Origin of the sequence: Roseobacter sp. OBYS 0001 (assembly GCF_019654895.1) — a bacterium.
In the GTDB taxonomy this organism is placed as follows: Bacteria; Pseudomonadota; Alphaproteobacteria; order Rhodobacterales; family Rhodobacteraceae; genus Roseobacter; species Roseobacter litoralis.
In genome coordinates this window covers 227,816-253,474 of record NZ_BPES01000005.1, presented here as the reverse complement: position 1 = coordinate 253,474, position 25,659 = coordinate 227,816, and the positions used below count along the sequence as shown (strand labels likewise).

The window sequence follows — 25,659 nt, the reverse complement described above, 5'->3', positions numbered from 1 at the left end:
CAGTGCTGCGGGCCTCTGCCCGGCGTGGAACGGGTAAACTATGGACCTGACAACGCTTATCGTGATCGCGGGCTTTGCCTTTCTGGTGTCCGGCGCGATCAAAGGGGTCACTGGCATCGGCCTGCCGACGGCGGCCATTGCGTTCATGACGCTTTTTCTGGACCCGCGCACGGCAATTGCGCTGGTACTTTTCCCGATGCTGGGCTCGAACCTGTGGCAGATGCTGCGCGGTGGATTCCTGAAACGAACGGCGCGCAGATACTGGCTTTTTGCCGTCGTTCTGTTTTTGGGCGTAGGTACAACGGCCATCATGACGCAAACCACATCAGACCGCGCGCTGCTTGCCATCCTTGGCACCGTTGTGCTGATCTTTGTCGCCGTCAGTTGGCGCAAACTGCTGCCCCCGCTTGCCGATCGTTACGATACTGCAGCGCAGGTTTTCTTTGCGCTGGTTGCTGGTGTGGTGGGCGGCATGACCGCCGCTTGGGGGCCGCCAATGGCGATGTATCTGCACACCAAAGGCGTCGATAAGGATGAGTTCATTCGCGCCACAGGGTTCATGATCTCGGTCGGGTCACTCCCGCTTGTGATGACTTACGCGCAGGTCGGGTTTTTATCCGGTGAACTTGCTGCGATTTCGTTTTCGATGCTGCTGCCGACCCTGATTGGCTTCACCGCCGGGGAAATTCTGCGCCGCAAGATGTCCATCGAAGCCTTTCGCAACGCCATCCTGATCCTGTTCTTCTTTCTCGGTCTGAACCTGATCCGCCGGGCAATCTGGTACGTCTGATGGCGATCAAGTCATAAAATCGTCATAGCACCACTCGCCTGCACCGCGCCTCTGCGCTAGCCTTGAGGCAAATCAGCAAAGGGATCACAGCCGTGAGCGCATTGGGTCGGCAGCCACAAAACAACCTCTCTCATGTCTACGGGTCCACGGCGGATGCACTGTGGAACCTGACGATCCCGCAGCTTTTGGCGCAAACGGCAGCGCGTCTGCCAGATCACCCCGCCGCAGTTTTCACCCGGCAGGCCATCCGCTGGACCTATCGCGACTTTGTGCGCGAGGTGGACAGGCTGGCGGCAGGTTTGCTGACGCTTGGCATCGAAAAAGGGGATCGCGTCGGCATCTGGGCGCCCAATTGTGCAGAATGGCTGCTGACACAATTCGCCACGGCCCGGATCGGCGCGATATTGGTATGTATCAACCCCGCCTATCGTCTGTCCGAACTGGAATACGCGCTCAACAAGGTCGGCTGCTCAGCGCTGGTCATGGCGCCGCGGCACAAGTCATCAGACTACGTTGCGATGCTGACGGAACTGATGCCGGAACTGGCAAACGCCACACCCGGCCAGTGCCAAGCCGCCCGTGTGCCCAAGCTGCGCCACGTGATCGTAACCGGCGACGCACCACCGGCAGGAACCATCGGGTTTGACGCGATTTGTGCGGCAGGCAGTGGGGTTCCTGTCGAAACACTGGATCGGATTTCCAACGACTTATCCCCCCAAGACGCGATCAATATTCAATTCACCTCCGGCACCACAGGCAGCCCGAAAGGCGCGTGCCTGACGCACCACAACATCGTCAATAACGCGCATTTCGTGACGCAAACGATGCAGTTTACCGAAGAGGACCGGCTGTGCATCCCGGTGCCGTTTTATCACTGCTTTGGCATGGTCATGGGCACATTGGGCTGCGTGTCCAAAGGGGCCACGATGGTCATTCCCGGCGAAGGGTTCGATGCGCGCGCCACCCTTGAAGCCGTTACGCAGGAAAAATGTACGGCCCTTTATAGCGTGCCCACGATGTTCGTGAACGCCTTGGAACTTGCGGACTTTGATACCTTTGATACCTTTGATCTCTCCAGCCTGCGCACCGGGATCATGGCCGGGGCACCCTGCCCGATTGAAGTCATGCGGCAGGTTCAGGCGCGCATGCATATGCGAGGTGTCACAATCGCCTATGGCATGACGGAAACCTCACCTGTGTCATTCCAAAGCAACATGGATGACCCGCTGGAAAAGCGCGTGTCCTCCGTCGGTCGCATCCACCCGCATGTGGAGGTGAAAATCGTCAATGACACGGGCAACACCGTCAAAACAGGTGAACAGGGCGAATTGCTGACGCGCGGCTATTCCGTGATGCAGGGCTATTGGGAGGACGACGCACAAACCGCCGCCAGCATTGATGCGCAGGGGTGGATGCACACCGGGGATCTGGCGCGGCTGGATGCGGATGGGTTTTGCACCATCACAGGAAGGCTCAAGGATATGATCCTGCGCGGTGGCGAAAACATATACCCGCGCGAGATCGAAGAGTTCCTCTATACCCACCCTGAAATCTTGCAAGCGCAGGTCTTTGGCATTCCCGATAGCAAACTGGGCGAAGCGGTTTGCGCGTGGATTGTGGCCCGCGCGGGCAGTGATTTGGCCGAAACCGATGTGCAGGATTTTTGCCGCAGCGCCATCGCGCATTTCAAGGTCCCTGCCTATGTTTCCTTCAAGGATGAACTGCCTATGACCGTGACCGGAAAACCGCAGAAATTCGTGATGCGCGACCGGATGATCAAAGAGCTTGGGCGGGGTTGACGGCGAGGTACGCCCCCATTCCTGCCGCGCCCCACAAGCAACCTGCGGCACGCAAAATTCATCGGCCACACCCTTGGACAAAAGGAACCCGGACCGATATAGCCGGGATGATTACATGTCACCCGAAAGGTTCGTCCAATGGCACTCAACCGCTCACTTAAAATCGCGCCGTCGATCCTGTCTGCCGATTTCGCGAACTTTGGCGCGGAATGCGAAGCCATCGAGGCGCAAGGCGCGGATTGGGTGCATGTGGATGTGATGGATGGGCATTTCGTGCCCAACATCACCTTTGGCCCCTCGACCTGCGCTGCGATCCGCCCGCATATCAAGACCGTCATGGACGTGCACCTGATGATCGCGCCCGTCGATCCTTATATTGACGCCTTTGCCAAGGCGGGGGCCGATGTTATCACCGCCCATGTCGAAGCGGGCCCGCATATTCACCGCACCATGCAGGCCATTCGTGCAGCTGGCGCAAAGGCCGGCGTTGCGCTGAACCCCGGCACCCCCGCCTCTTCGGTAGAATATCTGCTGGATATGGTCGATCTGGTCTGTGTCATGACGGTAAACCCCGGTTTTGGCGGGCAGAAATTCATCCACAGTCAGGTTGAAAAGGTGCGCCAACTGCGCGCGATGATTGGGGACAGACCCATCCATATCGAAATTGACGGCGGTGTTGATCCCACCACCGCGCCCTTGGTGGCGGCGGCGGGCGCGGATGTATTGGTCGCGGGATCGGCCGTGTTTCGGGGCGGGTCCGTCAGCAACCCCGCGCCTTACGGAGCCAACATCAAGGCCATTCGCGACGCGGTTTTGTCCACAACAGTCTGACGCGCCACACTGATCGAGATATCAACGCTGATATATGAAACACCGCCCCTCGATGGCGTCTTGCGGCAGCGCGATCTGCGTCAAGGTCTCAAAATACATCCGGTCACTTGAGACCATCAACCCTCCGTCGGCCAACAAGGGTTCAATCAACGGGGACACCCGGCGCGCAAATTCATCGTTTTTCTGTGCGTTGTGCCCGCCGAGGTCTGCATGAATAAGGCGTGCCGTTGCGCCAAAGCGCGTCAGGGCCAGCGGCAGCGTTTCAAAGACATCTCCCAAAAGAACCTGATCGTCCGGCGGCGTGCTGTCAGGATGAGAGGCAATCGCGCGCTCAAAGACATAGATGTCTTCTTTCGGCATGATCTCACACATGTGGTGATAGGTGCGCCCATTGCCCAGACCAAGCTCGAAAACCGGCCCTGAGATATCCGCCGTAAGCGCGGCGGCATGGTTCAGGCAGGCCCGTTGTGACACCATGCGGGCGATGAATAAATCGAGTCGGCTCATCACGTCATCCTTTGCAAAACTCGCGCTCCCAATGCCTGCTTTTGTCAAAAATTGGTAGCACAAAGCGCACCCCACCGTTCAATGCTGGACCTGAGGAAAGAAATCGCGTTGACTGACGCTGATAAATCCGCAGCCTGCATGATGGAAGAGATGTAAAAAGTGGCCCCTCGATGACGACACCACTGCTGGAAGTATGCAATCTGAGCATTGGCTTTGGTGCCGCCGACCCGGTCGTGCGGGACGTGAGCTTTCGCGTCATGCCCGGTGAGACGCTCGCACTTGTCGGGGAAAGCGGGTCCGGCAAAACCATTTCCTGCCGCTCTGTGCTGCGCATTCTGCCAGAGGCGGCGCAGATACGCAGCGGCACCATCAATTTTGCATCCGCCAGCGGACCTACCGTTGACCTGCTGGCGATCAAGGAACGCGCCATGCGGGCCATTCGCGGCGATCAAATTTCGATGATTTTTCAGGAGCCGATGCGCTCCCTGTCGCCACTGCACCGGCTGGGCGATCAGGTCGCCGAAGTATTGACGCTGCACCGCAACCTGAACCGTGCCGAGGCGAAGAAATCAGTGCTGGAGACATTCGAGCGCGTTGGTTTTCCCGACCCCGCGAGGGTCTGGAAATCCTATCCATTCGAGATGTCCGGTGGGATGCGCCAGCGCGCCATGATTGCAATGGCCATGGTCGCCAAGCCCGAATTGTTGATCGCGGATGAGCCGACAACGGCCCTTGATGTGACCACGCAGGCACAGGTCTTGGGTCTTATCAAGGATTTGCAACGCGACACCGGCATGGCCGTGATACTGGTCACGCATGATTTGGGTGTCGTGGCAAATATGGCTGAATCCGTTGTGGTCATGAACAAGGGCCGGATCATGGAAAGTGGCCCCGCGGCGGCCGTTCTTGGCGCTCCTGCACACGGGTACACGAAAAAGCTCTTCGCCGCAGCGCCCACCATTCCGCAGGTTGCCAACCCGGTAGAGCGCACGAAAAGCGCGGATAACATTCTGGAACTGCGCAGCGTCTGCAAGACATATACGATGCGCGCGGGCGGCTGGCGGGCGCCCCAAAAGATCACCGCCTGCCATCAGGTTAACCTGACATTAGAGCGTGGCAAAACACTCGCTGTTGTCGGGGAAAGCGGGTCGGGCAAGACAACCTGCGCCCGCATCGCCCTTGGTGCCGAAGCACCCGATGAAGGCGGTCATGTTCTGTTTCGTGCCGAGGCAAACGCAGAGCCACTGAAAATTCACGCGATGACGCCTGCAGAGCGGGTCGGGTTTCAAAAACAGGCGCAGATGGTCTTTCAGGACCCTTATTCGTCGTTATCGCCACGTATGCGAATTTCGCAGACAATGACCGAGCCGATGGAGATCCACAAGATCGGCACCAAGGCCGAGCGGCGCGAGAAGGCCGAGGAAATGCTACGCTGGGTGGGGCTTGATCCGTCCATGCTGGTGCGGTTCCCGCACGCGTTTTCCGGGGGGCAGCGGCAAAGACTGTCGATCGCGCGGGCGCTAACCCTGAACCCGGTGTTACTGGTCTGTGATGAGCCGACATCGGCGCTGGATGTCTCGGTTCAGGAACAAATCCTGAAGCTGCTGGAAGACATTCGCGACCGTATGGGATTGAGCTATCTTTTCATCAGTCACGATCTGGCTGTGGTCGCGCGCATTGCCGACGAGGTGGCCGTTATGCGTCAGGGCGTTGTGGTGGAACAGGCGGCACCTGACATGCTCTTTTACAACCCGCGCCACCCCTATACGCGGGCTTTGATCGCGGCCCAGCCGACGCCGGATGTGAACCGGCCTATTGATCTTAATCTGGTGTCGCAGGGTGCGGGCTCACCAGCGAGCTGGCCCGATGAATTCCGTTTCGAGGGGGTCGCGGCCCCGGCATTAACCGAACTCGCACCCGGACATAAGGTACGTTGTCATGTATAAAACCCTATCCGCTCTCTTTTTGGTTTTCTGCCTGCACCAGACCGCTCTGGCGCAGACACCAGCAGCCTTTCAGGAAAGCACATTCTGGGCGCAGGAAGTATCCGTCGGAAATATGCCCCCTGTTGCCGAACGTCTGCCGCTTGATCCTCTTGTCGTTGATCTGCCCGCGAAAGGGCGCACCTATGGGCAACAGGGCGGCACGCTGCGCACGTTGATCTCGCGTTCAAAGGACGTGCGCCAGATGGTGGTTTATGGATATGCCAGACTGGTTGGCTATGACCACAACTACGATCTTTATCCGGACCTGTTACGGGACTTTGAGGTCGAGGAGGGGCGCAAATTCACACTCTATCTGCGCCGGGGGCACAAATGGTCCGACGGTCATCCCTTCACCTCTGCCGACTTTGAATATTACTGGCGTCATGTTGCCCTCAATGAGGAATTGAGCCCCTCCGGCCCGCCGCAAAACCTCTTTGTGGACGGCGCTTTGGCAAGTATGACATTCCCGGATGCCCATACCGTCGTCATCGAATGGCCCACGCCAAACCCCGGATTTTTACAGCTTCTGGCTCAGGCGAGCCCCTTCCTGATCTATCGTCCCGCGCACTATCTCAAACAGTTTCACGCGGATTTCGTGGACAAAAAAGACCTGCGCAAACAAATCAAGAAGGCGCGGGTCAGAACCTGGGCGGCGCTGCACAACGGGCTTGATAACATGTACAAGTTCGACAACCCCGCCCTGCCCACGCTACAACCTTGGATTAACGCCAGTGCTGGTAAAACCAGCCAGAGACTGTTTGTGCGCAACCCCTACTATCACCGGATGGACAAGCGCGGCGTGCAACTGCCCTATATCGACATCGTCAAAATGACCGTTGTCGGGGGTGGGCTGATCGCCGCCAAAGCAAACGCCGGCGAGGTTGATTTACAGGCCCGCGGTCTGGATTTCCCCGATATCTCAATCCTGAAAAAGGGTGAGCTGGATGGCGCAGGATATAAAACGCTGCTTTGGGCGAACAGTACGGCGAACCAGATTGCAATTTATCCGAACCTGAACTTTGCCGACCCGGTCTGGCGCGAGATCATCCGCGATGTGCGGTTCAGGCGCGCGCTGTCCATGGGCATTGACCGGCGGATGATCAACCGCGCGCTCTACTTTGGCCTCGCCTCCGAGGGGGGGATGACGGCCCTGCCCACTAGCCCGTTTCATGATACCGCAAATGTGTACAAATGGTCCGTCTACTATCCCGCCAAGGCCAACGCGTTGCTGGATGAAATTGGTCTGACCGGACGGACGCCGGATGGTATACGTCTGCTGCCCGACGGACGCCCTATGGAGTTTGTCATCGAAACCGCGGGCGAACGTAAAGAGGTCGAAAACGCGCTGGCGATCATCACCGATACATGGCGCGAGATCGGGGTCAAACTGGTCATGCGCCCGCTTGACCGGGATATCCTGCGCAACCGCGTCTATTCAGGGCTGAGCATGGCCGCCGTCTGGTTCGGCTGGGACAATGGGTTGCCGCAACCCTATACGCCACCGGAATATCTTGCCCCCAAACATCAGGAATTTTTCGCCTGGCCCAAATGGGGGCAGTATTATCAGACCGGTGGCGAGGTCGGCGAAGCACCCGATATGCCAGCGCCCAAACGCCTGATGCAGCTTAGCTACGACTGGAGCCATACAACAGACCCTGCGCTGCGTTCGGAAATCTGGCGCGAAATGCTGGCGATCCACGCGGATAATCAGTTTGGGATTGGCATTCTGGCGCAAGCGCCTCAACCGATTGTTGTCTCAGAACGCCTGCGCAATGTGCCGGAAACCGGAAAATGGGCATGGGATCCGGGGTCGCATTTCGGCATCCACCGCATCGATGAATTTTACTACGAAGACGCCTTTCAGCAGTTCACCCAATGATGTTTCTCCGCTACGCCATCTATCGCTTTATCACGATGCTGCTGACCCTCTGGGTCGTGTCACTGCTGATTTTCGTGATCATCAACCTGCCCCCGGGCGACTATCTGAGCAACCAGATCGCTGAGTTGCGCGCAACAGGTCAGGCCGAAGGGGTTGCCAAGGCCGAATTCCTGCGCACCGAATATGCGCTGGATCGTCCGATCTGGGAACAATACCTCATCTGGGTCGGCATGGCACCCGGACCGCAGGGCTGGTACGGGCTGATACAAGGGAACTTTGGCTGGTCATTTGAATTTGACCGCCCCGTCGATGAAATCGTGGGGGACGCGCTGTGGCTGACGGTTCTGGTCAACCTCGCGGCGGTGCTGTTTGTCTATGTCGTCGCGCTGCCTCTGGGGGTTCTTGCGGCGGCACGCTCTGAAACATGGGTCGATTATTCGGCGGCCTTTGTGGGGTATCTGGGTCTGGCGACGCCGAACTTTCTGCTCGCCCTGATGCTGTTTTATTACGGCAACAAGTACTTTGATCTGCCCATTGGCGGCCTGATGGACCCAAGGTTCGAAGGGCAACCGATGACGTGGGACAAGGTCTATTCCATTCTGATCCACCTGATTGTGCCGACCTTTGTGATCGGAACGTCCGGGGCCGCTGCGATGATGCAACGCCTGCGCGCCAATATGCTGGATGAACTCAGCAAGCCTTATGTGGAAACGGCCAAGGCCAAGGGGCTTGCCCCCGCAAAGCTGCTCGCAAAATACCCGCTGCGCATGGCTTTCAACCCTTTCGTGGCAGATATTGGCAACCTGCTGCCGTCCATGATTTCAGGCTCTGTCCTTGTGTCTGTGGTTCTGGGGCTGCAAACGATTGGCCCGTCGCTGCTGACCGCGTTGAAATCGCAGGATCAGTTTCTGGCCGGGTTCATCCTGATGTTCGTGGCATTGCTGACCCTGATTGGCACGATGGTGTCTGACCTGTTGCTGGTCCTGCTTGATCCGCGCATCAGGTACGGGGCGCGCAACGGATGACACAGATGCCAGACGGTCGCTACGTCGACGACGCCCCCTATACCGATGATGTGGACCTCAGCGCACTTGAGCGCTCGGATATGGATGCGCCGAACTGGGTGCTGGTCTGGCGTAAGTTCAAGCGCCACAAGCTGGGTTTGATTTCGGGGATATTCTTGCTGCTCAGCTACATGATGCTGCCGGTCGCGGGTTTTATTTCTCCCTACACTCCAAATGAGCGCAGTGCGGATTATCTTTATGCGCCGCCACAATCCATCAACCTGTGGCACGATGGCCGCTTCATCGGGCCTTACGTCTATCCGATTGAGGCGACGGCGGATCTGGTCAATTACCGCTGGACCTATGAGACCGATACCAGCACGCCGATGCCACTGGAATTCTTTTGTGAAGGCCAGCAATACAGGCTGATGGGGCTTATTCCGTCGGACACGCATTTTTTCTGCGCGCCCGAAGGGGCAACGGTCTTTCTGTGGGGTTCAGACAGGCTGGGGCGTGACGTGTTCAGCCGCATTCTCTACGGCGCACAACTGTCCCTGACGGTTGGTCTGATCGGCATAACTGTCTCGTTTGTACTGGGGATTTTCTTTGGCTCCATCGCCGGATATTTCGGGGGTCGCACCGACTGGATCATCAACCGCATGATTGAAATACTCCGATCCTTGCCAGAGCTGCCCTTGTGGTTGGCACTCTCGGCAGCAGTCCCGTCAAACTGGAGCCCGGTGTCTGTCTTTTTCATCATTTCCATCATTCTGGGCATACTGGACTGGCCGGGATTGGCGCGGGCTGTCCGCTCAAAGTTTCTGTCGCTACGCGAAGAAGAATACGTGCGCGCAGCCGAGATGATGGGGGCCAAACCGGGGCGCGTGATCCGTCGCCACCTTTTACCGAACTTCATGTCGCATCTGATCGCCTCTGCGACCCTGTCCATTCCTGCGATGATCCTTGGCGAAACCGCGCTGAGCTTTCTGGGGCTGGGGTTGCGGGCGCCCGCCGTCAGTTGGGGCGTCATGCTGAATGACGCGCAAAACCTCGCGTCGATCGAGATCTACCCGTGGACCGCCATTCCGATGCTGCCGATCATCTTTGTGGTGCTGGCATTCAACTTCCTCGGTGATGGGCTGCGCGCGTCCCTGGATCCCTACAAGGGATAGAGGCTAGTGAAATTAAGACAGGTTACAACGAAGTCATTTTAATCCAAATCGACCTCGTCAAATCCTTCAATTGAAAGGGATGGGTTAAGTGACTTCAAAACCTGAACAAGCTGCAAACGGTATTCTGATAGGTGCTCAATGTCATCACCGGGATATTGCCCCACGAACCATGGCTGAAATGTCACATCAGAGTTTTCTGACAAAGTTCGAACCATCGACAGCGTTGCACTATTCAACTTTTGGATATCGTCAGAGTCAATAAAAAGGTACTGATTTCCGTTAACAACAGCGCCTTTCACAAACTCCAATTCACCACTTTGGTGCAGCCGCTGAACCGATTGATCAGACATATGTCGACCGAGGACTGATTTTACTAATCTCTTATCAGGGTCTACTAACGAGGTCAGGTAAGCGATAGATTTCTCGTTGGCCTTGGCGGTATTCGCTATACCGCTTGACGTAAGCTCTATATTGGAAGCCATTGTCTGCACCGCTGAAACTGACACCGCAAGATCGTCTATCTTCGAATTTATCTGCAATTGGCCGTCTCTCAAGGTATCAAATTCTCTCGGCATCCATGTTGCAAAAATAGCTCCTGCTATAGCTACAGCTGCTGCAGCAGATGTGAATGAAGTGGCTGCTACCTTAATTAGGTCGATAGACATTAAGCATACTCAATTACAATTTGTCAGAATTTAACTAATTGTTAACTAAAACCCATGCAATAGTCCAGCCGCCGCAAACAATGATATTAGCGCCGTAAGCAAGACCCCGATAAAAACAGAAACAGCTATAGCTATAATTGCACTCCGCTCGATCATAAGCAACCTCCAGTTGCAATATAAGATAGGAGAATGATTAATATAATGTAACACAAATCCTATTTTACAAAACAAAAACGCGTGACCAAGACTTTCGGGCGGGATTTCGCGCAAATGGCTTGGCGGCTCGACCTCGTCAAAATGAACGGCCTGCACGGTTTTGTCTTTCCCGTTGCCTTTCGGATCATACATCTGCGTTTCGCTTTTCTGGGCCGGAAAATTTATATTTTCACGTCAAGGTCATAGCAGGCAGAACGACCCGCCGACACAGGCTAGATGGCACGGGGCTAGCGATCATCCGCCTCATCCTGTGCGCCACCTTCCAGCAGATCATCATCCATCGCGGCGCGGGCTGCTGCGGTGATTGCCTGCTTTTCCTTTTCTGACAGATTTTCAACCTTGGTTTCAGTATCCGCAAGGCGCACCGTGACTTCCTTATGCGCAAAGTGGATTCCTTCGCGTTCGAACAAGGAGCGGATTTCTTCGTATACTTTCTTGCGCACCAGCCATTGATCGCCCGGTTTGGTCATGAATTTGACCCGGATGATCATCGCGCTGTCCTGCATCTCGATCACACCCTGCGATTTGAGCGGTTGAATAAAGTTCTCGCCAATCACGGGATCATCCAGCAACTCAACACCGAGGTTCTTGATCAGTTTTCGTACCTTCTCGACGTCGGTGTCATAGGTAACCCGCAGCTTGAGTTTCATAATGACCCAATCGCGGGAATAATTCGTCATGACCTGAATTTCACCGAAGGGGATCGTGTGCAGCGCGCCTAGATGGTGGCGCAGCTGAAACGAGCGCACAGAGATTTTTTCGACCGTGCCTTTCACGCCCCCGATGTCCAGATATTCGCCTTTGCGAAACGCATCATCAAACAGAAAGAACCCGCCGGAAAAGATATCGCGCACCAGCGCCTGTGAGCCAAAGCCCACGGCCACGCCCACAACACCCGCACCGGCAAACAAGGGCCCCACATTGACCCCCATCTCCATCAGGATAATCAGCGTGATGGTCACGATCAGCACAATCAGGATAAAGTTGCGAAACAGCGGCAGCAGCGTGGCCAGCCGGGACGCAGAAGAGCCGCTGCCTTCATCCCCCAACTCACCTTCGGTGATGTCACCGAGTTCATCGGCGATCTTGTTGTCGATCCAGATGCGAAACGCGTGATAAACCACATATCCTATGAACAGGATGACCATGACGTCCAGCAGTCGGTTGGCAAAGCTTTCAACCATCTGCGTGCTGTTGTTGTCCCAGATGTAAAAGAACGCATATGCACCTGCCACAAAGGCCACGATGCCAGCAACGCGCTGCGCCAGTTCCTCGTAGGTGCGCATACCCCTTGGGGCATAGCGCGCGTTTTCTTGCGTTTGAGCGGCCTCGTCAGGGCTATCCTCCGCTTCGCTTTCGCTTTGAGGGTAGGATTGGTTCAGAGCACGCATTGCCCGAGCACGGGCAAAACCACGCTCGATACCGAAGTTGATGACCCCGAAAACCACCAAAATCGACAGCAGGATCGCGTAGGCTCCGGCAATCAGCGGCACCGCTGGCGGCGTGCCCAACACCAGATCATAGGTCACCTGAAACCACGCATAAAGCATGTAGATGATCACTGCCGGCGCCCAGATTGAGGACAGTGCCTTGATCACCCAACTGCAGTTCTCACGCGGCTCGCCTTTCCGGATCGCATTGGACAGCGCGCGACGATTGACCAGAACCATCATGATGTTCGCCACAACGACAGCGGCCCCAAGCAGGGACGCCATGAAGGCAAAGACATCGTAATTCAGGCCCAGTTCGCGCACCCATACGGTGAACAGCAGCCTGAAGATATCGAACGTACCGAGTGTGACCAGCCAATAATTCAGGTGTTTCGCATCGCGCGTATTAAGATAGGGGATGCGGTATTGCGGCATGTAGGGTGACAGGATCATACGCCACAGCGCGGCCACCGCACGGCTTAGAAAATACGCGACGTTTATGACGCTGACGGTAAATTGCAGTCCGGGGTCTTCGAGCGGGCCAAAAATAAGCACGCCCAAGGCGTAGGCCACCGCCATGGAAACCAGAATACCCACCACCCCGAGAAAGAAGCGGAAAACCAACCAAGGCATCTTTTGCGAATAGCCCTGCGGGTTTTCCAGCGTCCGCGCAACGATCATGGAGCGCGCGATGTAACGACCAAAGACATATCTCTGAACCAGCATCCCAACGCCAAAAAGCGCCATTGAGATGTATAACGCCTCGAAATACGCCCACATCGTGCCATCCGGGCTGGTGGCGCGCAGAATAAAGATCACCTCGTTGAAATCATCCGGCAGACCAAGGATGCGCTGCACAAGGGTCGCGCGGAATTTCACAAGGGAATCCTGCGTCTTCATCAAAACGGAGCCGCTGCTCTCGACTGGCGCGACCTCTGCATTGGGCGGGGGCTGACCTGTCGTCGATACGACGTTACCCTCCAGATCAATGACCACAACGCCAACGCCGTTTTCGGCGGCTTGTTCCATGATATCGGATATGCGATCCGTGCTGCTTTCTTCTTCGGCACCCCCGGTATTGCCAAAAAGTGAGCCGACGCTTTGTGCCTGACTTTCGATTGGCATCGCCACGATGGCCGTCAATAGAACAATAAAAAGAGCGATAATGGATGCGCGCATCGCGATAATGTCCAACACAGTTTACAAACCCGGACGGTAGGTGAGCTTGGCAGACAATGCAATTGCGCAACATCTGTGAAAACAGCAGGGAATTCGGGTTTTGCACTGCTGGTGCTTTTGTGCCAAAGAGAAACCGCGACAAAACCATGCCAACGCAAGGGACCGGGGACCGGGCAATGCGCCATATAGAAAACGACCCTGCCCTGACGTCTGACAGTATCGTCACAGCGCGGGCAGACTGCGGGGCCTGCGCCTCATGAATTATCAGAACACATCGGCTGGCACTGTCTTGCGTAACGATCCTGCGTTGCAAAATCAAAAACCCATATCAAAGCGCATCATGTTTTACAGCCATGACACCTTTGGCTTGGGTCATCTGCGGCGTTCGCGAGCACTGGCGTCTGCACTCACGGCTGCGGATGACAATACCTCGGCAATCATTCTGACCGGATCGCCCGTCGCCGGGCGTTTCACATTTCCCGAACGTGTCGATCACGTCCGTTTACCGGGTGTCACGAAACTACACGATGGGTCTTATGTAAGCGAAACGCTCGGGCTTGATATCGACAAGACGACAGCGCTCAGGTCTGCTTTGATCCAGAGCACGGTAGAGCAATACGACCCGGACCTTTTGATCGTCGACAAAGAACCCGCCGGCTTTCGGGGTGAATTGCTGCCCACGTTGGAGTGGCTGGCAGGGCGCGGGCAGACACGTCTGGTGCTGGGGCTGCGCGATGTGTTGGACGAAGCCGAAGTTCTGGCCGCAGAATGGGCGCGCAAAGGGGCAATTGAGGCCACAGAAAAATTCTATGACGAAATCTGGGTGTACGGACCCCGATCTGTCTATGATCCGACCGAAGGTCTGCAATTGTCCGCTGAAACCCGAAACAGAATGCATTGGACAGGGTATCTGCGCCGCGAAATCACGGATGAAGTTGAAACACCGGAAACACCCTATGTATTGATTACACCCGGCGGTGGCGGTGACGGTGCCGCGCTGGTTGATCTGGTCTTGCAGGCCTATGAACAAGCGCCCGATCTGGCACCCGATGCGGTGCTGATCTATGGGCCGTTTTTGTCGGGTGACGTGCGCGAGGCGTTCGAACAGCGGGTCGCGAGGCTGAACGGACGCGTCAGTGCCGTGGGCTTTGACGGACGGATTGAATCGCTATTTGCAGGCGCGCAGGGCGTTGTCTGCATGGGCGGGTACAACACATTCTGCGAAGTCCTCTCATTTGACCAGCGGGCGGTCATCGTGCCCCGCACCGTGCCACGGCTTGAACAATGGATCAGGGCCGCGCGCGCCGAGGAAATCGGCCTTGTGCGCATGCTGGACGAAAAACGTGACGGCATGACCCCGGATGCCATGATCAAGGCGATCCGGGGGCTGCCAGCGCAACAAAAACCATCGCAGGCGGGTGCCGAAGGCTTGCTGGATGGGCTGGACGTCGTCGTTGCCCGAACCAAAGCGTTGATGGCACAGAAATGACAACGACGCCCGCACGGCTTGCCGTTCTGGTCAAGGGATGGCCACGCCTGTCCGAGACTTTTATTGCGCAGGAACTTGTCGCGCTGGAAGACGCAGGGCTGACGCTCGAACTCTGGTCTTTGCGCCATCCGACCGATGAAAAAACGCACCCGCTACATGACCGGCTGAAGGCGCGGGTGAATTACCTGCCCGAATACCTTGAGGATGATCCGCCGCGTGTCCGGCGCGCGCTGTTCAGCGCCAGACGCCTGCCCGGTTTCAAAGACGCCGTGCGCTGCTTTCGTGCGGATTATGCACGCGATCAAACCGAAAACCGCATCCGCAGGTTTGGTCAGGCCTGCGTCTTGGCGCATGAACTACCGCAGGATGTGACCGGCCTCTATGCGCATTTCCTGCACACACCGTCGTCGGTCGCGCGCTATGCCGCGATCCTGACCGGGCTGCCGTGGTCTTTTTCCGCCCACGCCAAGGACATCTGGACGTCACCTGACTGGGAATTGCGCGAAAAACTCTCGGCCCAGAGCTTCGGGGCGCAGTTCGGGGCCACCTGCACCGCATTTGGTGCTGAACATTTGCGCGGCCTTGCGGACAGGACCGACCGCGTTGATCTGGTCTATCACGGGCTGGATTTGACGCGCTTTCCTGACCCTCCCGACCGGAAGGCGCGCAAACCGGATGCACCGCTGGCCCTCATGTCGGTCGGACGGCTGGTTGAAAAAAAGGGCTTTGATCGGCTGATCGAAGCGCTCGCTCTTTTGCCGGATACACTACACTGGCACTGGACGCATATCGGCGGCGGTACACTCAAGGATCAGATGCAGGATCTGGCTGCTGCAAAAGGCGTGGCAGACCGTATCACATGGCGCGGGGCCTGCGATCAGCCCGAGGTTATCGCAGAAATGCGCACATCCGACCTGTTCGTTTTGCCCAGCCGAATTGCGGCAGATGGCGACCGCGATGGTCTGCCCAATGTCTTGATGGAAGCCGCCAGTCAAAAGCTGCCCATTCTGGCGACCCCTGTTTCTGCCATTCCGGAATTCATTGACACAGGCGTGCATGGCATTCTGGTGGATGATGCCCCGGACAGCCTTGCGCAGGCGATCCGGGATTTTGCCGCGCGGCAAGACAAGGGCCGTGCCTTTGCCGATGCGGCCTACGTACGGCTGAGAACCGAGTTTCAGATGCAGCCGGGCATCAATCAGCTGACCAAGCGCTTGCGCGCGATGATGCGGGACGCGGCGTGATACCCGCCGCCTTTTATGCCCCGATGAAACCACCTGATCACCCTGTGCCCTCAGGGGATCGCGCCATGGCCCGCGCCTTGCTGGCCGCATTGCAGATGTGCGACATCAAGGCAGATGTCGCCTCGCATCTGCAAACACGCGACGGGATCGGGGATGCACAGGTACAGGCGGAAAAACAAGCGGCGGCATCGGTCGAAATCGACACGCTGATCCCGAAGGGGCGACAGGCCGGATGGCGGTTCTGGATCACCTATCACAACTACTACAAAGCGCCCGACCTGATCGGGCCAGCCGTCGCGCAGGCGCTGAACATCCCCTATCTGCTGGTTGAGGCAACCCGCGCGCGCAAAAGACTGTCAGGACCTTGGGCCGACTACGCCAAAGCGGCAGAGGCGGCGAGCGATGCGGCAGCCGTGATTTTTTATCTGACCTTGCGGGATAAAGAAGCGCTGCGCAATTACGCCGCCACCGATCAAAAACTGATCCACCTGCGCCCATTCCTGCCGCGTGAGAATTTGCCCCCCATAGGCCGCAAGGAGCGCAGCATGCTGAGCGTCGGCATGTTCCGTAAGGGCGACAAACTCGCGTCCTACAAGATTATCGCCGACACGCTGGCCAAGCTGCAAACACCCGACTGGCACCTTGAAATCGCAGGGGACGGGCCGGCGCGCGCGGAGGTTGAGACGCTTTTTGCGCCTTTCAGCAACAAGATATCGTTCCTTGGGGCCTTGTCGGCGCAGGATTTGCAAGACGCCTACGCGCGCGCGAAGATCCTCTTCTGGCCCGGTGTCAACGAAGCCTTCGGGATGACCTACCTTGAGGCACAGGCCGCCGGAATGGCCGTTGTGGCGCAGGACCGCCCAGGCGTCCGTGACGTCCTTGCACCGGGAGCGGATTATCCATCGCCCGAGGCTGGCAGCGACGCACTTGCAGCGCGGCTTGATATGCTGCTTGAAATGCCGAAACTGACGATGCACCTTGGTACGGCGGCGCGCGCGCATGTCGGCGCGCATCACCTTCTGGGTTCCGCCAGAACCACCCTTAGAACCGCAATTGACGAGATATTGATATGATCAGGCTCGCCCTCATTCGCCACGGCCACACCGAATGGAACCGTAAGGGTCGCATTCAGGGGCGCACGGACATCCCGCTGGACCCGGAGGCACGGGCCGGGCTGGCCACACGCGTCCTGCCGAAGCCGTGGTACGATGCGGCGCTCGTATCCAGCCCGCTGATGCGCGCCGTGGAAACCGCAGAACTGATCAGCGGCAAAACCCCGATCACGATACCTGCGCTGATGGAAATGGACTGGGGTGCGTGGGAAGGAAAGCGCGGGGAGGCGTTGCTGGCCGATCCCGACACAGATTACCGCCATATCGAAGACTGGGGCTGGGAGTATCGCCCCCCCGGCGGGGAAAGCCCGGCAGATGTGAGCGCGCGACTGACCCCATGGGTCAACAGCCTTGCCACGGACACGGTCGCCGTCTGTCACATCGGGATCATGCGCGTGTTGATGGCCAAGGCTACGGGCTGGAACTTTGACGGTGCCGCCCCTTTCCGCATCAAACGGGACCGCCTGTTTATCCTGAACATCTCTGACGCGGGCTGGACGGTTGCAGGCGATCCTGTTCGCCTTGAGGCGCGCACCCGGTGAGAGTGTTCTTTGTGGTGACGCACCTGCTTGGATCGGGACATTTGTCGCGCACATTGGTGCTGGCCCGCGCACATCTGAAGGCAGGGCATGAGGTGACACTGGTCTCCGGCGGCATGCCCGTGCCTCACCTGTCTCATGACGGTATTACCTTGGTGCAATTGCCCGCCCTGAGGTCCGATGGCGTGAATTTCACGCGCCTGCTTGATGACAAAGGGGATGTCGCGTCTGAAACGCTGATGCGGGATCGTCGCGACAAGCTCCTGAGCACATTTGAAGAGGCCACCCCGGATGTGCTTGTCACCGAATTGTTCCCCTTTGGCCGGCGCAGCTTGACCGATGAGTTTCTGGCGCTGCTCAAAACGGCCAGAGCACGCAAAAACCCGCCGCGCATTTGCTGCTCGATCCGTGATATTCTAGCGCCGCCTTCCAAGCCATCCAAAGCGGCACGCGTCCGTGACATTATCGCAGAGTTTTACGACGCAATCATCGTGCATTCCGATCCCGATGTGACACCGCTGGCGGCAAGCTGGCCCGTCACCGAAGATATTTCGGAAAAACTCAGATACAGCGGATTTGTCGCAAACCCGCCCGCCCCCATGCACCCTGATGCACCGGGACAAGGCGACATACTCGTCAGCGCTGGCGGGGGGGCCGTTGGCGATGCGCTTTATTCTGCTGCCCTGGGCGCTGCGAAACTGGACGGCGATCTGCATTGGCGTGTTTTGGTCGGTGGCGCGGATGCAGCGGCAAAATGCGCGGCACTGAAAGAACTTTGCCCGGCAAATGCCACCATCGAACCCGCGCGACCGGATTTTCGCCAGATGCTGCACCGCGCAAAAGCCTCCGTGTCGATGTGCGGCTACAACACGGCGCTCGATATACTGCAGGCCGGAACGCCCGCGGTTTTCGTCCCCTTTGATGCGGGCGGCGAGGTGGAGCAATCCCTGCGCGCCTCGGCACTTGCTAAAATAGCGGGCATACGCGTTGTGAACTCTGTGGACCTGCAAGCCGAGACACTTTTGAACACCGTGTATTCTGTCGTGCAAGACCCCCGACGGGATCCGCAAACGCAGACCCTCGATGGGGCAAACCGCACGGTTGAACTGCTCGAAACGCTTGTTAAGGCACCGAGCCATGCAGGTTGACTGGACCCCGCTGCGCCGTGAATTGGCGCGCCATAGGGCCATTGGGATGGCCCTGCGCTTCTGGTGGCGTGATGACGATGCCACGAAACTATCTGCGGCGCTTGATCAACTTGAAACTACCGCTGTCGCGCTGAACGTGCCCGTGCATCTTGCGATCATCCCGGCATTGGCCGAAGCCTCACTGGCTCAACATGTCAAAAGGTCGGATCACCTCGTGCCGGTCGTTCATGGCTGGCAACACAAGAACCATGCCCCGAGCGGTCAGAAAAAAGCGGAATTCGGCGCAGTGCGCAGCGGGGCCATCGCCGAACTCCAACGTGGGCTTGATCAGATGCGGCAGCTCTTTGGCACCGGGCTGGTCCCGGTCTTTGTACCGCCGTGGAACCGGATCAATCCATCCTACCTCGCGCCGCTTGCCGATGCAGGCTATGCAGGCCTGTCGACCTTTACGCCACGACAAACCGTCTATGTCGCTGATGGCCTGATGCAGATCAACACCCATATTGATCCCATTGACTGGCGTGGCACGCGCGGCCTCAAAGACCCCGCAACGCTCGTTGCGCAAACGGTTGAAGTACTTGCCGCGCGCGCGGATGGGGCAGTCGGATGCGTCTGAACCCTTGGGCTATCTGACGCATCATCTTGTGCATACTGCGGATGTGTGGGACTTCACCCAGCAGTTTGTATCAGAGCTTTTGGATGCTGGCGCGCTGCCACAACCCATCGCCCCCTTGCTGGAGAAACACAGATGAGCCGACTGGACTCCATGCGCCGCCGTCTAAGCGCGCAGATCGACGGTCTGAACTGGGCCGCTGAGCAGGTGCGGGGCATTGACGGTGATGTGCTGGAACTGGGTTTGGGCAACGGTCGCACCTATGATCACCTGCGCGAGGTCCTGCCCGAGCGGCGCATCTGGGTGATTGACCGGGTGCTGCAACCGCATCCGTCCTGCGTACCCCCTGCGGAAAACTTCCTGCAGGGCGAAGCGGATGACATGCTCACGACCCTTGCAAAGACGGGGGCAAAATGCGCCCTGGCACACTATGATTTCGGCTTTGGCGTCAAGGATCTGGATGTGGCGGAGGGCGCGCGGCTCTCGCCCCTGATCGCAGCACTGATGGTGCCGGGCGGACTGGTGGTCAGCCAGCAACCGCTGATCGGACTGACACAGATCAGCGGGCCGGACACCATTGACCCGGAACGATACCTTTTCTACCGCGCGCCCTGACACCGGCGCATACCGATTTTTGACCTTTCGCCGATCGCATTTCCGGGTAACCTGACCGGATATTGCAATAAAGGACGACCAGATGAAAAAGCTCGTATTGTGCCTGTTTACCGTCGCGGCCCTCGCCGCCTGCGATCACAATCAGGACGCCGATCCGGAGGCAATGGAACAGCTGAATGAAATTCCCGAAGCGGTGGATGGCGTGATTTCCTGACCCCATGGGAAAAACTCCGCAAAAAGCGGTACGGAAATCACTTTTTCGCGTGAACCCGATTCGCAATAGGCTATAGAGGGTCTATTGATGACGACTTCAAAAAGGACTTCCCCATGATCAGAGTTGCCGTTCTCCTCAGCCTCGTATTGGCACTTGCTGCTTGTGAAACCACAAAAGGCATCGGCCGCGACGTACAAAACGCTGGCGAAGCGCTCGACGAAGCGATCTAAGAACACCTCGTCGCGCCGGAGTTTCCCCTGCGGCGCGCGCTGCTATTTAGCACAGTTCCTGCAGAGTGCCGCATCCGGCACGGCCATGAGGCGCGCGTCGGAAATCTGGTCGCCGCAGGACAGACATGTGCCATAGGTGCCGTCGTCAATGCGGCTCAGTGCGGCGTCAATGCGCCTGAGTTCAGCCATCTCGACCTGCCCCATGGCTTCGAGGACTTCATCGCCCTGACGTTCAGTGGCGCGGTCTTCCCAGTCTTGCGGCATGGGCGCATCCAGCGCTTGTTCGATATCGGACAAATCCCCCACAAGAGACGCGCGGCGGCTCAAAAGCGTCTGTTTGTGAACCTGAACATCCATGAAAATCCCCTTTCGTGATCAGCGTAGAACGCGCGGCGAATCGTTTTGTGTGCGGGTGGACTACCCTGCGATCTTACCTGCCAGAATATAGGATGCCGGCGCCGCCAGAACCGCGCCCGCAACCGCCGCCACCACGATTGGCATCATACCGGTAAGACCCATGGTCAACACGGCAATCACAGCCGTCCCCGCGAGAGTGGTTGCGACGATGGAATAAAGAATGAGAGCAATGCGTAACATCGAGGGTGCCTCCTGTGATAAACTCGCATTAAGACTAACGCAGGTGCCGGGTGTTTGCCTTGATATGTGTCAAGGTTGATGTGGTTGGGTTGGGTGGTTCTTAAAACTGCGACCAAGCTATCTTGTGTTTGGGTGCAACCTGCGGCGTGCTTCCAGTAGGGCGACGCGCCCGAACCGAGGGGTGGGAAAAAGCGAAGCGCCCGCCCCGTGGGGGCGGTTCGGGCGCTGCAAATCCAGAGGATTTGCATTGGGTTACTTGGTGAGATGTATTGCAACTGAATTCAAAAGCAGCACACTGTTTGTTTATGAGTATTCGTCTGAGCAAGGCATCAATGAAAAACGAAAAGCTAGCTGTAGAAACACTATTGCCCCCGCGTTTCTTGTTTCAAATTGGCGCATACCTCCAAACTTGCGCGCACATTGAGTTGGCAATATGCGCAGTCATCACTTGTCTCGAAGGCTGTTTTCCACCTGACGATAATTGGCTGAATAAATACTCTAAAAACAGAAAAACAAGCACCAGCGAATTGATTAAAAAACTTCGCAGGACCAATAAAGCAAAAAACAATCATGGTTTTGCCAAAGACCTTGAAAAACTCGTAGATTGGATAGACAGGTTTGTTGACAACAGGCATTTGGCTGCGCACGGCGCTTTTTTTGGCTCTCCGGAGGGTTTCCTTCGCGTCGACTACCTACGCAATACAGGCAAAAAAAATCGCCAAATTATGAGCAAACGCGAACTGCGATCACCGAAGCAATGGTAACTGAAGTGCTAAATGATGCTAACGATATATACTTGGTTTTGTTGGGAATGCTGGAGCAAATTAAGCCTGGACTGTCAACCGATGTGCACAGGGTGATTGTGCCCTTGGTGGAGCATCCTGTGTCGGCCAAGTAAGTTACCAATAGATAAAGCATGAACCAGTTTTTCTGCTCGCCCGGCTACAACCGCCGATATCGCCGGGCGGGTGTTTTGCACGGAAACTGCGCCCAGTCACTTCTTACTGCTCTGTCTAGTCGCTGTTTCGCGTGCCCGATTGCATGTTTAATCCCACAAGTCCAACGCGCGGAAACGCGCATTGCTACGCAGTACGCTGCCTCACGCCGTCTTTCATATAAGCCTTGTTAAACGGCTTTAGCCGTCCATCTTGAGAGCGCTGATAAACGCTTCCTGTGGGATATCCACTTTCCCAAATTGGCGCATCTTCTTCTTCCCCGCCTTCTGCTTGTCCAGCAGTTTGCGTTTGCGCGTCGCATCCCCACCATAGCATTTGGCGGTCACGTCCTTGCGCATTGCTGAGAGGGTCTCGCGGGCGATGACCTTGCCGCCAATCGCCGCTTGGATCGGGATTTTGAACATATGGCGCGGGATCAGGTCCTTGAGCTTTTCGACCATCGCGCGGCCCCGTCCCTCGGCCCGGTCGCGGTGCACCATGGTGGAGAGCGCATCGACCGGTTCGTCGTTCACGAGGATCGACATTTTCACAAGGCTGTCCGTGCGATACCCGATCATCGCATAGTCAAAGGACGCATAGCCCTTGGTCACCGATTTCAGCCGGTCGTAGAAATCAAACACCACCTCATTGAGCGGCAGATCATAGACCACCATCGCACGCGAGCCTGCATAGGTCAGGTCTTGCTGAATGCCGCGGCGGTCCTGACACAGCTTCAGCACATCGCCGAGGTAGTCGTCGGGCACAAGGATCGTCGCCTTGATCCGCGGCTCCTCCAGATGATCGACCAGCGTGAGGTCGGGCATGTCGGCGGGGTTGTGCAACTCGATCATAGAGCCGTCTTTCATATACACATGGTAGATGACCGAGGGCGCGGTGGTGATCAGTTCGATGTCATATTCACGTTCGATCCGGTCGCGGATGACTTCGAGGTGCAACAGCCCCAGAAAGCCACAGCGGAACCCGAACCCAAGGGCGGCCGACGTCTCCATCTCATAGGAAAAGGACGCGTCATTCAGCGCCAGTTTCTCGATGCTGTCGCGCAACTCCTCGAACTCGGAGCTGTCCACCGGGAAAAGACCGCAGAACACCACGGGCTGCGCCGGTTTGAAGCCCGGCAGCGCGTCGGTCGTGCCCTTTTTCTCATGCGTGATCGTATCGCCCACGCGGGTGTCGCGCACCTGCTTGATGGACGCGGTCAGAAACCCGATCTCGCCCGGACCCAGTTCGTCGATTTCGGTCATGGCGGGGCGGAACACGCCGATGCGGTCCACGCCATGGGTGGAATTGTTGGACAACATGCGGATGCGGTCGCCCTTTTTCAGCACCCCGTCCATGATGCGCACCAGAACGATCACCCCGAGGTAGCTGTCATACCACGAATCCACCAGCATCGCCTTGAGCGGCGCATCGCGCGTGCCTTTGGGCGCGGGCAGGTTCTGCACGATGCTTTCCAGCGTCTCCATGATGCCCTGCCCCGTCTTGGCAGACACCTGAATGGCACCGGAGGCGTCGATGCCAATCACGTCTTCGATCTGTTCGGCCACGCGGTCACAATCGGACGCAGGCAGGTCGATCTTGTTCAGCACGGGCACGATTTCATGATCCGCGTCGATGGCGTGATAGACATTGGCGAGCGTCTGCGCCTCGACGCCCTGGGTGCTGTCCACGACCAGCAGCGACCCTTCGACGGCGCGCATGGAGCGGCTGACCTCATAGGCGAAATCCACATGGCCCGGCGTGTCGATCAGGTTGAGGACATATTCCTCGCCATTCTGGGCGGTATAGTTGATCCGCACGGTCTGCGCCTTGATGGTGATGCCGCGCTCGCGCTCGATGTCCATGCTATCGAGCATCTGCTCCTTCATATCCCGATCCGCCACGGTATTGGTGGATTGAATGAGCCTGTCGGCCAGCGTGGATTTCCCGTGGTCAATGTGCGCGACGATGGAGAAATTGCGGATATGTGAAAGCGGTGTCATGGTAATGGGATATGGTGCGGATTCATGGGGCGGTCAAGGTGGATCAGAAGGTAGAGATAACGGACGAGTTCAGCGCACGGGCGTGGCTGGGGAAACACGACCATCAGACGCAGGTTTGGTTTGCCGCGCGCTGTGCGTTGCGCGCGCTGCCGTATCTAGGAAGTTGGGCCGCGGCAACCAAAAGCGGGCTTACCTTCGCCAGTTTTCGCGCAGCCTTTACTGCTGCAGCCGCCGCTACCTATTTAAATTCAGAACTAGTAGAATTGAGAAAGTCCGCCATTTTTGCCGCCAAAACCGCAACCGCCACCTGTATGGAAACCGCCACCGCCGAGAATGACCGCTCGTCTCATTATCACGCCGCCTCATTCTCTGCCATGCAGTCTCACGCCGCAGCAGCCGCAGCAGCCTCAACTAACACTGCCGAGGCAGGCGATGCAGCCGCTGCCATCGGATCCTTCCGACTCATCGCCGCCGCCAACTCATTTGCTGCAGCCACTTCGCTCGATGCGAATGATATATTGAAGTGGAACGCACTTTGGGGAGGTGACGACCAGCCACCAAATATTGCGCAGGCATGGAAAGAACTCAAAGCTCAATGGGACGCCGATGACGCCGATTGGTCGTTTTGGATCGAATGGTACGAAGGCATCCTCAACGGCACCCCGCTGCCATGGGCAGTTGACCCACCGGATCGCGCTGGAGGTAACAGAAGACGAGTGGAAGGCCGGGCAGACAGTAGTTGCCAAGCGGATCGCTGAGATAATCCAGTCGTACAAAACCAACGTCGGTCCCAGATTGATTCTAAATTCTGATGGCCTGTGGGACGTCGAAGATGACGTCACGGTTCAGGAAGAACCTGTGAGTTTTGCGATCTCTCAAGTTGAGATCAATCTGGTGGCCGCGCTGAGCGCAGGAAACGGATTATCCGAAACTTCCGGCGAAACGATTTTGATCAGAAACGCGTGTACAAGATATCGCGACCAACCAAGCGTGGTCGCAACATGCTTCTGGAATGCCTGCATGGCTCTTCAACGTAACATTGGCGATGTTTACCCCGACGACGCCGCGCTTATCGGATTACAAAATGTTTTGTATACGTCGGTGGAAGAGCTCTGCGCGCAAGATACGCTCATCAGGGATCGCATTGCAAAGCTGGCAGCCCTCGAAACACGCCGCATGCCAACCCAGTCTGAAAAGGAAGACCTCAAAGCAGTTCCTGAAGCTATGAAAAAGGACCTCACAGAAGATGCGTTTAGACAATTGAGCGACGCTGTGGAAACCGTCGTCAATGAAGATAAGCCGCCGAAAGTTTGGCGCGCGCGCTTGGTTAATTGGCTCACCACTCTCGGGCAGGAAATCGATAAGGGGCAAAAGCGTGAAAAACGAGCCACGTGGCTACTGAAACTGGGTCGAAAGATCGCGGGTTGGTTTTTTGAAAGGGATGAGCAGTAGTACGAACAACCTTT

25 protein-coding genes are annotated in these 25,659 nt (G+C 57.2%); 19 read left to right on the top strand and 6 right to left on the bottom strand.

Annotation, left to right across the window (positions count from 1 at the left end; all coding sequences use genetic code 11):
* Positions 1 to 40: 40 nt before the first annotated feature.
* The 3 genes from K5Q35_RS13130 to rpe all read left to right on the top strand — a co-directional run bounded on the left by K5Q35_RS13130 (position 41) and on the right by rpe (position 3,420).
* Complete coding sequence (locus K5Q35_RS13130) at positions 41 to 790, top strand: sulfite exporter TauE/SafE family protein (RefSeq protein ID WP_013960275.1); 750 nt, start codon at positions 41 to 43, stop codon at positions 788 to 790.
* 92 nt (positions 791 to 882) lie between these two features.
* A complete protein-coding gene (locus tag K5Q35_RS13125) occupies positions 883 to 2,589 on the top strand; it encodes an AMP-binding protein (RefSeq protein WP_220799871.1) in 1,707 nt (568 codons plus the stop codon).
* A 138-nt stretch (positions 2,590 to 2,727) separates the two neighbouring features.
* Positions 2,728 to 3,420 carry a ribulose-phosphate 3-epimerase gene (gene rpe / locus K5Q35_RS13120; RefSeq protein ID WP_220799870.1) on the top strand — a complete coding sequence of 231 codons (693 nt, stop codon included), beginning with the start codon at positions 2,728 to 2,730 and terminating at the stop codon, positions 3,418 to 3,420.
* Positions 3,421 to 3,441: 21 nt separating this feature from the next.
* On the opposite strand, the gene K5Q35_RS13115 is transcribed toward rpe, so the two are convergent.
* A complete protein-coding gene (locus tag K5Q35_RS13115; protein ID WP_013960272.1) occupies positions 3,442 to 3,927 on the bottom strand; it encodes a class I SAM-dependent methyltransferase in 486 nt (161 codons plus the stop codon).
* A 170-nt stretch (positions 3,928 to 4,097) separates the two neighbouring features.
* Here K5Q35_RS13115 and K5Q35_RS13110 point away from each other — a divergent pair, with 170 nt between their 5' ends.
* The 4 genes from K5Q35_RS13110 to K5Q35_RS13095 are packed head-to-tail and all read left to right on the top strand — an operon-like array spanning position 4,098 to position 9,967.
* Positions 4,098 to 5,873 (top strand): ABC transporter ATP-binding protein, encoded by a 1,776-nt coding sequence (locus K5Q35_RS13110; protein ID WP_220799869.1) that lies wholly within the window; start codon positions 4,098 to 4,100, stop codon positions 5,871 to 5,873.
* Positions 5,866 to 7,791: an ABC transporter substrate-binding protein gene (locus K5Q35_RS13105; protein WP_220799868.1), complete on the top strand. Its 1,926-nt coding sequence runs from the start codon at positions 5,866 to 5,868 to the stop codon at positions 7,789 to 7,791. Before K5Q35_RS13110 ends, K5Q35_RS13105 begins: the two co-directional genes overlap by 8 nt.
* Entirely contained in the window at positions 7,788 to 8,816 is a 1,029-nt protein-coding gene (locus K5Q35_RS13100) for an ABC transporter permease (protein WP_013960269.1), read from the top strand. Before K5Q35_RS13105 ends, K5Q35_RS13100 begins: the two co-directional genes overlap by 4 nt.
* Positions 8,813 to 9,967 carry an ABC transporter permease gene (locus K5Q35_RS13095; RefSeq protein ID WP_220799867.1) on the top strand — a complete coding sequence of 385 codons (1,155 nt, stop codon included), beginning with the start codon at positions 8,813 to 8,815 and terminating at the stop codon, positions 9,965 to 9,967. The genes K5Q35_RS13100 and K5Q35_RS13095 overlap by 4 nt, the downstream gene beginning before the upstream one ends.
* Before the next feature lie 38 nt (positions 9,968 to 10,005).
* Here K5Q35_RS13095 and K5Q35_RS13090 read toward each other — a convergent pair whose 3' ends face one another.
* Both K5Q35_RS13090 and K5Q35_RS13085 read right to left on the bottom strand, forming a co-directional pair.
* Entirely contained in the window at positions 10,006 to 10,632 is a 627-nt protein-coding gene (locus tag K5Q35_RS13090) for a hypothetical protein (RefSeq protein WP_220799866.1), read from the bottom strand.
* Positions 10,633 to 11,075: 443 nt separating this feature from the next.
* Positions 11,076 to 13,457 carry a mechanosensitive ion channel family protein gene (locus tag K5Q35_RS13085; protein WP_220799885.1) on the bottom strand — a complete coding sequence of 794 codons (2,382 nt, stop codon included), beginning with the start codon at positions 13,455 to 13,457 and terminating at the stop codon, positions 11,076 to 11,078.
* Between the two features lie 256 nt (positions 13,458 to 13,713).
* Between K5Q35_RS13085 and K5Q35_RS13080 the strand changes: the two genes are divergently transcribed.
* The 9 genes from K5Q35_RS13080 to K5Q35_RS13045 all read left to right on the top strand — a co-directional run bounded on the left by K5Q35_RS13080 (position 13,714) and on the right by K5Q35_RS13045 (position 20,661).
* Entirely contained in the window at positions 13,714 to 14,946 is a 1,233-nt protein-coding gene (locus K5Q35_RS13080; RefSeq protein WP_220799865.1) for a glycosyltransferase family protein, read from the top strand.
* On the top strand, positions 14,943 to 16,190 hold the full coding sequence (locus K5Q35_RS13075; RefSeq protein ID WP_220799864.1) for a glycosyltransferase family 4 protein: 1,248 nt from the start codon (positions 14,943 to 14,945) through the stop codon (positions 16,188 to 16,190). The genes K5Q35_RS13080 and K5Q35_RS13075 overlap by 4 nt, the downstream gene beginning before the upstream one ends.
* Positions 16,187 to 17,263, top strand: a complete 1,077-nt coding sequence (locus K5Q35_RS13070) for a glycosyltransferase family 4 protein (RefSeq protein ID WP_308443351.1) — start codon at positions 16,187 to 16,189, stop codon at positions 17,261 to 17,263. Before K5Q35_RS13075 ends, K5Q35_RS13070 begins: the two co-directional genes overlap by 4 nt.
* Positions 17,260 to 17,844 carry a histidine phosphatase family protein gene (locus tag K5Q35_RS13065; protein WP_220799863.1) on the top strand — a complete coding sequence of 195 codons (585 nt, stop codon included), beginning with the start codon at positions 17,260 to 17,262 and terminating at the stop codon, positions 17,842 to 17,844. Before K5Q35_RS13070 ends, K5Q35_RS13065 begins: the two co-directional genes overlap by 4 nt.
* A complete protein-coding gene (locus tag K5Q35_RS13060) occupies positions 17,841 to 18,989 on the top strand; it encodes a glycosyltransferase family protein (RefSeq protein WP_220799862.1) in 1,149 nt (382 codons plus the stop codon). The genes K5Q35_RS13065 and K5Q35_RS13060 overlap by 4 nt, the downstream gene beginning before the upstream one ends.
* Positions 18,979 to 19,605 (top strand): polysaccharide deacetylase, encoded by a 627-nt coding sequence (locus tag K5Q35_RS13055; RefSeq protein ID WP_308443350.1) that lies wholly within the window; start codon positions 18,979 to 18,981, stop codon positions 19,603 to 19,605. The genes K5Q35_RS13060 and K5Q35_RS13055 overlap by 11 nt, the downstream gene beginning before the upstream one ends.
* 132 nt (positions 19,606 to 19,737) lie before the next feature.
* Positions 19,738 to 20,217: a class I SAM-dependent methyltransferase gene (locus K5Q35_RS13050; RefSeq protein ID WP_013960258.1), complete on the top strand. Its 480-nt coding sequence runs from the start codon at positions 19,738 to 19,740 to the stop codon at positions 20,215 to 20,217.
* An 82-nt stretch (positions 20,218 to 20,299) separates the two neighbouring features.
* On the top strand, positions 20,300 to 20,431 hold the full coding sequence (locus K5Q35_RS22675) for a hypothetical protein (protein WP_259650535.1): 132 nt from the start codon (positions 20,300 to 20,302) through the stop codon (positions 20,429 to 20,431).
* Between the two features lie 113 nt (positions 20,432 to 20,544).
* Positions 20,545 to 20,661, top strand: a complete 117-nt coding sequence (locus K5Q35_RS13045) for an entericidin A/B family lipoprotein (protein WP_083825432.1) — start codon at positions 20,545 to 20,547, stop codon at positions 20,659 to 20,661.
* Positions 20,662 to 20,703: 42 nt separating this feature from the next.
* Here the strand turns inward: K5Q35_RS13045 and K5Q35_RS13040 are convergent, their stop codons facing one another.
* Both K5Q35_RS13040 and K5Q35_RS13035 read right to left on the bottom strand, forming a co-directional pair.
* Positions 20,704 to 21,018, bottom strand: a complete 315-nt coding sequence (locus K5Q35_RS13040; RefSeq protein ID WP_013960256.1) for a TraR/DksA C4-type zinc finger protein — start codon at positions 21,016 to 21,018, stop codon at positions 20,704 to 20,706.
* Positions 21,019 to 21,078: 60 nt separating this feature from the next.
* Complete coding sequence (locus tag K5Q35_RS13035; RefSeq protein WP_013960255.1) at positions 21,079 to 21,258, bottom strand: hypothetical protein; 180 nt, start codon at positions 21,256 to 21,258, stop codon at positions 21,079 to 21,081.
* A 305-nt stretch (positions 21,259 to 21,563) separates the two neighbouring features.
* Here K5Q35_RS13035 and K5Q35_RS13030 point away from each other — a divergent pair, with 305 nt between their 5' ends.
* Positions 21,564 to 22,022, top strand: coding sequence for a hypothetical protein (locus K5Q35_RS13030; RefSeq protein WP_220799861.1), 459 nt, complete (start codon positions 21,564 to 21,566; stop codon positions 22,020 to 22,022).
* 371 nt (positions 22,023 to 22,393) lie between these two features.
* On the opposite strand, the gene lepA is transcribed toward K5Q35_RS13030, so the two are convergent.
* The gene (gene lepA / locus K5Q35_RS13025) at positions 22,394 to 24,193 is read right to left on the bottom strand and encodes a translation elongation factor 4 (RefSeq protein WP_013960253.1); all 1,800 of its coding nucleotides are present in this window, start codon (positions 24,191 to 24,193) and stop codon (positions 22,394 to 22,396) included.
* 11 nt (positions 24,194 to 24,204) lie between these two features.
* On the opposite strand from lepA, the gene K5Q35_RS13020 reads away from it, so the two are divergent.
* Positions 24,205 to 24,951, top strand: a complete 747-nt coding sequence (locus K5Q35_RS13020; protein ID WP_220799860.1) for a hypothetical protein — start codon at positions 24,205 to 24,207, stop codon at positions 24,949 to 24,951.
* Between the two features lie 100 nt (positions 24,952 to 25,051).
* Positions 25,052 to 25,645, top strand: coding sequence for a hypothetical protein (locus K5Q35_RS13015; RefSeq protein ID WP_220799859.1), 594 nt, complete (start codon positions 25,052 to 25,054; stop codon positions 25,643 to 25,645).
* Positions 25,646 to 25,659 lie beyond the last annotated feature (14 nt).

Bases quoted from the DNA above. Each gene is read 5' to 3' on its own strand.
- K5Q35_RS13115 (WP_013960272.1), bottom strand. From the start codon at position 3,927: ATGAGCCGACTCGATTTATTCATCGCCCGCATGGTGTCACAACGGGCC.
- K5Q35_RS13065 (WP_220799863.1), top strand. From the start codon at position 17,260: ATGATCAGGCTCGCCCTCATTCGCCACGGCCACACCGAATGGAACCGT.
- K5Q35_RS13130 (WP_013960275.1), top strand. From the start codon at position 41: ATGGACCTGACAACGCTTATCGTGATCGCGGGCTTTGCCTTTCTGGTG.
- lepA (WP_013960253.1), bottom strand. From the start codon at position 24,193: ATGACACCGCTTTCACATATCCGCAATTTCTCCATCGTCGCGCACATT.
- K5Q35_RS13035 (WP_013960255.1), bottom strand. From the start codon at position 21,258: ATGTTACGCATTGCTCTCATTCTTTATTCCATCGTCGCAACCACTCTC.
- rpe (WP_220799870.1), top strand. From the start codon at position 2,728: ATGGCACTCAACCGCTCACTTAAAATCGCGCCGTCGATCCTGTCTGCC.
- K5Q35_RS13040 (WP_013960256.1), bottom strand. From the start codon at position 21,018: ATGGATGTTCAGGTTCACAAACAGACGCTTTTGAGCCGCCGCGCGTCT.
- K5Q35_RS13030 (WP_220799861.1), top strand. From the start codon at position 21,564: ATGAGTATTCGTCTGAGCAAGGCATCAATGAAAAACGAAAAGCTAGCT.
- K5Q35_RS13080 (WP_220799865.1), top strand. From the start codon at position 13,714: ATGAATTATCAGAACACATCGGCTGGCACTGTCTTGCGTAACGATCCT.
- K5Q35_RS13110 (WP_220799869.1), top strand. From the start codon at position 4,098: ATGACGACACCACTGCTGGAAGTATGCAATCTGAGCATTGGCTTTGGT.
- K5Q35_RS13050 (WP_013960258.1), top strand. From the start codon at position 19,738: ATGAGCCGACTGGACTCCATGCGCCGCCGTCTAAGCGCGCAGATCGAC.
- K5Q35_RS13100 (WP_013960269.1), top strand. From the start codon at position 7,788: ATGATGTTTCTCCGCTACGCCATCTATCGCTTTATCACGATGCTGCTG.
- K5Q35_RS13085 (WP_220799885.1), bottom strand. From the start codon at position 13,457: ATGCGCGCATCCATTATCGCTCTTTTTATTGTTCTATTGACGGCCATC.
- K5Q35_RS13090 (WP_220799866.1), bottom strand. From the start codon at position 10,632: ATGTCTATCGACCTAATTAAGGTAGCAGCCACTTCATTCACATCTGCT.
- K5Q35_RS13105 (WP_220799868.1), top strand. From the start codon at position 5,866: ATGTATAAAACCCTATCCGCTCTCTTTTTGGTTTTCTGCCTGCACCAG.
- K5Q35_RS13020 (WP_220799860.1), top strand. From the start codon at position 24,205: ATGGTGCGGATTCATGGGGCGGTCAAGGTGGATCAGAAGGTAGAGATA.
- K5Q35_RS22675 (WP_259650535.1), top strand. From the start codon at position 20,300: ATGAAAAAGCTCGTATTGTGCCTGTTTACCGTCGCGGCCCTCGCCGCC.
- K5Q35_RS13055 (WP_308443350.1), top strand. From the start codon at position 18,979: ATGCAGGTTGACTGGACCCCGCTGCGCCGTGAATTGGCGCGCCATAGG.
- K5Q35_RS13075 (WP_220799864.1), top strand. From the start codon at position 14,943: ATGACAACGACGCCCGCACGGCTTGCCGTTCTGGTCAAGGGATGGCCA.
- K5Q35_RS13095 (WP_220799867.1), top strand. From the start codon at position 8,813: ATGACACAGATGCCAGACGGTCGCTACGTCGACGACGCCCCCTATACC.
- K5Q35_RS13045 (WP_083825432.1), top strand. From the start codon at position 20,545: ATGATCAGAGTTGCCGTTCTCCTCAGCCTCGTATTGGCACTTGCTGCT.